The following is a 6833-nucleotide window of genomic DNA, read 5'->3' on the forward strand; positions in this document are numbered from 1 at the left end:
CCTTAAAAGAGTGAGGCCTAAGCAATAGCTATTGAATATCGGAGTCATTGTGACTTATTGGTTTACTCTATTTTTAAGCATTCGCTTCCGAAGTTTGCTTAAACGGTCTTTTATGCCCTGCGTTCTGCCCGGGTTTGCTGCGCGAGTTGTAATGATGGGGTTGTTTTCGGTGTTCTCTGTTTCCTCAATTTCAGGATCATCCACTGGCTCATAGCTTTCAAAGCCAATAGGGCGCTGTTCGACAAATACCAGGTTTTCTAATCGCCCAGAGCGTTCTAATACGACACGATCTGGATAAACTTGTTTAAGTGTTGCACCGCCCGGCAGTTCGTCATTTATTCGATAGTTTAAGGTTTGTTTATCTGGTCCTTGGATAAGGGCGCTGGCATTGTCAGTATTACCGCTTGCCATGACGCCCGTAAGCAGAAGTTTTAGGCTAGTTTTTGGGAGGTCTTTGGCGACTGGTTTTGGTTTGCTTATGGCCTTGTTAACGTCGCCAAACAGGCTGAACTTGGAGATGTTGTGAGTTTTTTGCGGCTTGTTAGTATTTGTTTGCGCGACACTGCTAGAGGGGGTTGTAGGCTTAAGATCTTTTTTAAGGTCTTGGATGAAAATAGGGGCTAGTTGTATATAAATACTTCCGCAAATAAGTGCGCATAATGCGAGCGCTGATATTAAGGGAAGCCGGTTAAACAACATGTTAATAAACCTGGATTAGTCGTCGCTGTCACAGTTTCGCAATGTTTCAGCCGTGATCATTTATATTTATGTCTTAGCCATTATAGTAGCACAAGATCTAGCTTTGCTTATGTAAGAGTCTTCAAAAAATGGTTTTACTGTAGCGCTTTTTTTATGGGGTTCTGTCAGGGTATTTTGGTATTTCATAGGACTTAATTTTGCTTATCCTGACAAAATATATGAATTAGTTAATAAAGTGCGTGTTTTTGCGTTTATATTAGTCTTACGATGTTTTAATGTAATCGTCTATTGTTTATAAGATTAAGACAATACAATGCTCGTCTTACTTAAGTTAAATGCTTAATTTAGCTTGCTCGTGGGATTATGAATAATACTAACCTGGCGGACCGAATTTAAGGGGTTACCGTGATAGAAGAGTCTCAACATAATAGTGCTGATGCAGCGGATATTCCGACTTTAGAAGAGTCCGGCACCGCATCCGGCTCTGTTGAAGATACTGGTTTAATGCTTCCATTTGAGCGGTTGCCATTCTCCTTTGCTAAGAAGCAAGGGATAGTATTGTTGAAAAATCAAAATAACGAGTATGAGATTCTTTATCGGGCGGGTCTTAGCTCCCAGGCTTTTGCAGAAGTAAACCGTCTAACTTTTGGTGAGGTTCCTTTTCAACAAGTTGATGAGGCAGAGTTCGACGAAGCTTTAGGGCTTGCTTACCAAAATGACTCTGCTGAAGCAATGCAGATGGTCGAAGGTCTGGGCGACGATATGGATCTGGCCAGCTTGGCAAACTCGGTTCCAGAGACCGAGGACTTATTAGAGCAAGAAGATGATGCGCCGATCATCAGACTAATTAATGCTATTTTGACCGAAGCAGTAAAAAATGATGCTTCAGATGTGCATATAGAAACATTTGAAAAACAGCTTGTCGTTCGCTTTAGAGTGGATGGAGTCTTGCGAGAAATCGTTAAACCCAAGCGCGCACTAGCGCCTTTGCTGGTGTCTCGTATCAAGGTTATGGCAAAACTCGATATTGCTGAAAAGCGTGTACCTCAAGATGGTCGAATTTCATTGCGTGTTGGTGGCAGAGAAGTGGATATCCGTGTATCGACAATGCCTTCAGCGAACGGAGAGAGAATCGTACTTCGTTTACTTGATAAGAACGCAGGGCGTTTGTCTCTCGATATCCTAGGAACATCGGAGCGTGACTCAGATGTTTTAAAAAGTATTCTGGCGAGGCCCCATGGCATATTACTGGTTACCGGGCCAACCGGTTCTGGTAAGACCACTACGTTGTACGCGGGTCTATCTCATATTAATGACCGCAGCCGTAACATTCTGACGGTTGAAGACCCTATAGAATACAACTTGCCAGGTATTGGGCAGACCCAGGTTAATACTAAAGTGGATATGACTTTCGCCCGAGGCCTTAGAGCGATCCTTCGTCAAGACCCTGATGTGGTAATGATTGGTGAGATCCGTGATATCGAAACAGCTGAAATTGCGGTTCAAGCCAGTTTGACCGGCCACATGGTGCTATCAACCTTGCATACTAATAGTGCCGTTGGCTCTATCACCCGATTGATGGATATGGGGGTTGAGCCTTTCCTGATTAGCTCGAGCCTTGTTGGTATTATGGCACAGCGCTTGGTTCGTGTTCTGTGTACCTCCTGTCGTCAACCCTACGAGCCTGATGACAGCGAATGCGAATTTCTGCATATAGAGCACGGGCCTGGCCAATCGAAACCTCCTATCTACAAAGCAAAAGGTTGCCCAGAGTGTAATCATCTTGGTTATAAGGGCCGTATTGGTATCTACGAACTTGTGCAAATAGATGAACAGATGCGTGAGCTTATTCATAGCAAAGCCGGTGAGCTAGAGCTTGAAACTTATGCACGTAAGTGTGGTCCAAGCATACATGATGATGGTATTCAGAAGGTGTTGGCTGGCGTTACCACGATTGAAGAAGTGGTAAGGGTGACCCATCGGGGATAGTCATGGCTGCATTTGAGTACAAGGCGCTTGACCAAAAGGGCAAGCAAAAAAAAGGTGTAATAGAGGCGGACAGCGCTCGGCAGGTTCGACAGCAACTGCGCGAAAAAGGTTTAGCTCCGCTTGAAGTTGAACAAAGTTCTGAGAAAAAGAGCAATAGCGGTGGCGGTTCCTCAAGGCGTAGGTTGAGTGTCAAAGAGCTGTCGTTACTTACCCGTCAGATCGCTACGTTGATTCAGTCAGGTATTCCTATTGAAGAGACGCTTAGTGCGGTGGCTAGTCAAAGCGAGAAAACAAACGTTCGTAGTATGTTGCTGGCGGTTAGAGCAAAAGTACTAGAAGGTTATACGCTTGCCGATAGCCTTGCTGAATTCCCGGCTGCTTTCCCTAATCTTTATCGCTCTACGGTTGCTGCAGGCGAGCATGCCGGTCACCTTGACCTGGTGCTTAACCGGCTGGCCGATTATACCGAAGCACGTCAACAAGCACGCCAAAAGATACAGCTGGCTGCGATATACCCTGTAATACTTTGCTTCGTTGCTGTTTCAATCGTTGTATTTCTATTGACCTATGTTGTGCCAGATATCATTGAGGTGTTCGTTAACAACGGACAAGACCTACCATCACTGACTCAGGGCCTTTTAGCCGTGAGCGATTTCTTGGGTGACTGGGGTTTGCTGATACTCATTATCCTTATCTTGGCCGGTATGGGCTTTAAGGTCATGCTAAAGAAAGATGGCTTCCGCTTTGCGTATCATAAGCGCTTGTTAGGTATGCCATTTATTCAAAAGATTTCGAGGGGCTCCAATACCTCTCAATTTGCTAGTACGCTTAGTATCCTTAATAGTAGCGGCGTGCCTTTAGTTGATGCGATGCGCATATCTTCCGAGGTCTTAACAAACGATTGCCTCAAAGCATCCTTAGCTGAAGCAGCGCAGAAAGTGAGTGAAGGTGCAAACTTGCACAATTCTCTTGAGCAAACAGGCTACTTTCCACCAATGATGATTCATATGATCGCCAGCGGCGAGTCTAGTGGCGAGTTGGATGAAATGCTTGAAAGAACAGCACGGCATCAGGAAAGCGATCTGCAAGGACTAATCGAAACAATCGTTGGTTTGTTTGAACCGCTCATGTTGCTCTTTATGGGCGGCGTGGTTTTGGTCATTGTCTTGGCGATTATGTTGCCTATATTGAATATGAGTAATTTGGTTGCATAGATTTTGGTATAAAATCGTCGGCCACTTTGGTTGTGCAGTTATCACAAGAAATTATAAATACCTACTTAGATAAGGAAGTAAGATGAAACGTTCACATGTTAAGCAATCCGGTTTCACGCTAATCGAGATAATGGTGGTCATGGTGATCCTAGGTCTTTTAGTGGCGGTTGTGGCACCCAATATTCTTGGCCGAGGCGAAGAAGCCAGAATTGGCGTCGCTAAAACCCAGATCCGTAATATTGGTAATGCTTTAGATATGTATAAGCTAGATAACTTCTCTTACCCAAGTACGGAACAAGGTTTGGAGGCACTAGTTAATAAACCTTCCGGTTCACCAGAAGCAAAAAACTGGAGCAAGGATGGTTACCTTCCAAATGTTCCAATCGACCCATGGAAGAATGAGTATCAATATGTCAGCCCAGGTTCTGAAGGCCCTTATGATTTGTACTCTTTTGGTCCCGATGGGCGTGAAGGTGGTACAGATGGTGGTGAAGATATCAGCAATCACGATATGAATTAATCAGACGGCGTGATGGAAGAGTAAACATTATATGCTTCCCCTTAAGGGAATGTTCGCTAGGGTTAGGCCAGTGATCGGGTCTAAAACCTCAACCGTTAGCGGTCGTGGTTTTACTTTGATTGAGTTGCTGGTTGTTCTGGTTTTGCTTGGTTTAATCTCGTCTCTCGCCTTAATGACGGTTGGCGGTGGTAATCAGACGCGCGAAATGATCAACGAGGTAACTCGTATGCAAGCCTTGCTTCGTCTTGCTGCCGATGAGGCTATTTACTCCAATGAAGAAATTGGCGTATTGATTGAGGATGAAGGCTACGAATTTCTGGTTTGGGACGAAGAAGCTTCAAAGTGGGAAAGCTCTACTAAGCAAGCCTTACGACCCCGAAGTTTGCCCGAGTGGTTAACATTAGACTTTCAGCGGGAAGGGAAAGGGCGCGAAATCCTCGGCACCTCTGTATCAGGCGAGTATATCGGCAACACTGACACTCTGGAAATTGAAGAATCCTCAAAAAAACCTAGTTTTATGCTGCTATCCAGTGGTGAAGTTGATCAGTTTGTTATTGGTGTTCAACTCATGGGCGACAGCGATAGCCGGATCGAAATCAAGACTGATGAGCAAGGTGAGATTGTTGTACCCTTCCTGCAACAGGATGAGGATGCAGGCTAATGCATAGGTCTATCAGGCAACGTAATCTTTCTAAGATAACCAAGCATGCGGGCTTCACACTTTTAGAAGTAATGATGGCTATGCTGGTCTTCGTCTCGGTAGCCATGATTCAACAAGAGGTGACGGCATCAACCGTTAGCCAATATTTTAACGTAAGGCATAAGATAGTTGCTTCTTGGATTGCGGAAAATAAGATCACAGAGCTTCAGCTTTCAAAATCACTGCCTGCAATTAAAGAATATAAAGAAGAGATCGAGTTTGCGAATCAAGAATGGCAGGTGGTTTCTAAGGTTAGCAAAACAGCAAATGCCGATATCAACAAGCTCGACGTAGATGTCTATCTTATCGATGAGCAGAGTGGCGATAAGAGCAAAAAACTAACACTTTCCAGTATGTTAGGGCGCTACTAATGCTGGATTCCACCAAAATCAAGCAAGCCCTTGCATCTCAACAAGGCTTCACATTGCTAGAAGTCCTTATCGCGATAGGTATTACTGCATTAATTGGTTTGGGCGCCTGGCAGGTATTGAACTCAGCGATCACAAGTAGTGATCGTACTCAGGTTCATCTCGAAGAGCTGAATCAAATTCAAAAAGCAATGCTGATCGTTAAGCGCGACCTTTCGCAAGTCATTGGTCGTTCGATACGAGACGAGTATGGCGACTATCAAAACGCACTGGATAGCAGCTCTGATTTTTATAAAATCCAATTTAGCCGAGTAGGCTGGCGTAATCCTTTAGACGATAAGCGTTCCGAGATTCAACGTGTCGCCTACGAGCTGGATAGTGAAAAGCTTGTAAGGCACTACTGGACAGCGCTTGATCAGACTCAGGACAGTGAAAGCATTCGAAAGACTCTCTTAAACGATATTGAATCTCTTGATTTTCGTTTTTTGAATGAGAGCGATGCATGGGTGGGTAAGTGGCCTGTTGAATCGCTTGACAGCGAGACCACTTCACCTGACCCGCGTCAAACAAACAACAGCTTACCCAAGGCAATTGAAATCGAAATAGCACATAAACGCTTCGGCAAGGTGAAGCGCTTGTTTGAGGTAGGGAGCTATTTTTCCGGCAAAGAGCTTGAATTAAGTGGCGGCGCATCTTCAGATAACGGTCTTGATGGCCAGAAGGCTAAAGACTGATGCCTCTGCTATATAGAACATACGGTATTCAGTACCCATGCTCAGTTAAAAAACAGGGCGGGGTCGCCTTGATGATTGTCATCTTTGTTTTCGCATTAGTTTCTATACTGTCTGTCGGTATGTACAACAGACAGAGTATTTTTGTTCAGCAGGCCGGTAATTTATTTGCCCAGTCTCAAGCGTATCAATACGCGATTGGCTCCGAGTTATATGCAAAGTGGTGGCTAAAAGATGATTGGGATAATGATAAAGATGTAGAAAAAGAATTCTATGATGACCTAGCCTTTCTTGAGTCCTCTTTAACAAGACCCTATGAAGGTGCAATTGTTTCGTCACAGTTTAATGATGTTCAAGGGAAGCTGAATCTAAATGACCTAGTCAGTGTGACAGGGGAAGTTATCCCTGTAATGAAGGAACGCTTCACTCGTTTATTTAATCGTTTGGCGATCGAAACGGTAAAGCTTGAGCAAATTATTGACTGGCTTGATGAAAATCAGGACTCAAGTGGTTTTGATGGGGCGGAAGATGGCGAGTATTTGTCCTTAGACCCTCCTTATAGAAATGCTGGCCAGCCTATGCTCGATATATCAGAATTACGATTACTTCCCA

General features: G+C 44.4%; 8 protein-coding genes. 7 read left to right on the plus strand and 1 reads right to left on the minus strand.

The features are described 5' to 3' along the window. Nucleotides 1-54 precede the first annotated feature (54 nt). Nucleotides 55-699, minus strand: coding sequence for a type II secretion system protein N (locus A3761_RS21130; RefSeq protein ID WP_068511072.1), 645 nt, complete (start codon nucleotides 697-699; stop codon nucleotides 55-57). A 504-nt stretch (nucleotides 700-1203) separates the two neighbouring features. Between A3761_RS21130 and gspE the strand changes: the two genes are divergently transcribed. The 7 genes from gspE to gspK form a co-directional block, all read left to right on the plus strand. Continuing rightward, nucleotides 1204-2688, plus strand: coding sequence for a type II secretion system ATPase GspE (gene gspE / locus A3761_RS21135; RefSeq protein ID WP_068511084.1), 1485 nt, complete (start codon nucleotides 1204-1206; stop codon nucleotides 2686-2688). A 2-nt stretch (nucleotides 2689-2690) separates the two neighbouring features. Continuing rightward, nucleotides 2691-3902: a type II secretion system inner membrane protein GspF gene (gene gspF / locus A3761_RS21140; protein WP_068511069.1), complete on the plus strand. Its 1212-nt coding sequence runs from the start codon at nucleotides 2691-2693 to the stop codon at nucleotides 3900-3902. Between the two features lie 82 nt (nucleotides 3903-3984). Then, nucleotides 3985-4422, plus strand: coding sequence for a type II secretion system major pseudopilin GspG (gene gspG, locus A3761_RS21145; protein ID WP_068511068.1), 438 nt, complete (start codon nucleotides 3985-3987; stop codon nucleotides 4420-4422). Nucleotides 4423-4492: 70 nt separating this feature from the next. Next, nucleotides 4493-5083 (plus strand): type II secretion system minor pseudopilin GspH, encoded by a 591-nt coding sequence (gspH, locus tag A3761_RS21150; protein WP_068511066.1) that lies wholly within the window; start codon nucleotides 4493-4495, stop codon nucleotides 5081-5083. Then, complete coding sequence (gspI, locus tag A3761_RS21155; RefSeq protein ID WP_068511063.1) at nucleotides 5083-5493, plus strand: type II secretion system minor pseudopilin GspI; 411 nt, start codon at nucleotides 5083-5085, stop codon at nucleotides 5491-5493. The genes gspH and gspI overlap by 1 nt, the downstream gene beginning before the upstream one ends. Next, complete coding sequence (gene gspJ / locus A3761_RS21160) at nucleotides 5493-6224, plus strand: type II secretion system minor pseudopilin GspJ (protein ID WP_068511061.1); 732 nt, start codon at nucleotides 5493-5495, stop codon at nucleotides 6222-6224. The genes gspI and gspJ overlap by 1 nt, the downstream gene beginning before the upstream one ends. Continuing rightward, the coding region (gene gspK / locus A3761_RS21165; RefSeq protein WP_156492009.1) for a type II secretion system minor pseudopilin GspK at nucleotides 6224-6833 on the plus strand (610 nt) is incomplete at its 3' end. The genes gspJ and gspK, both read left to right, overlap by 1 nt.

It is taken from the genome of Oleiphilus sp. HI0123 (genome assembly GCF_001635315.1).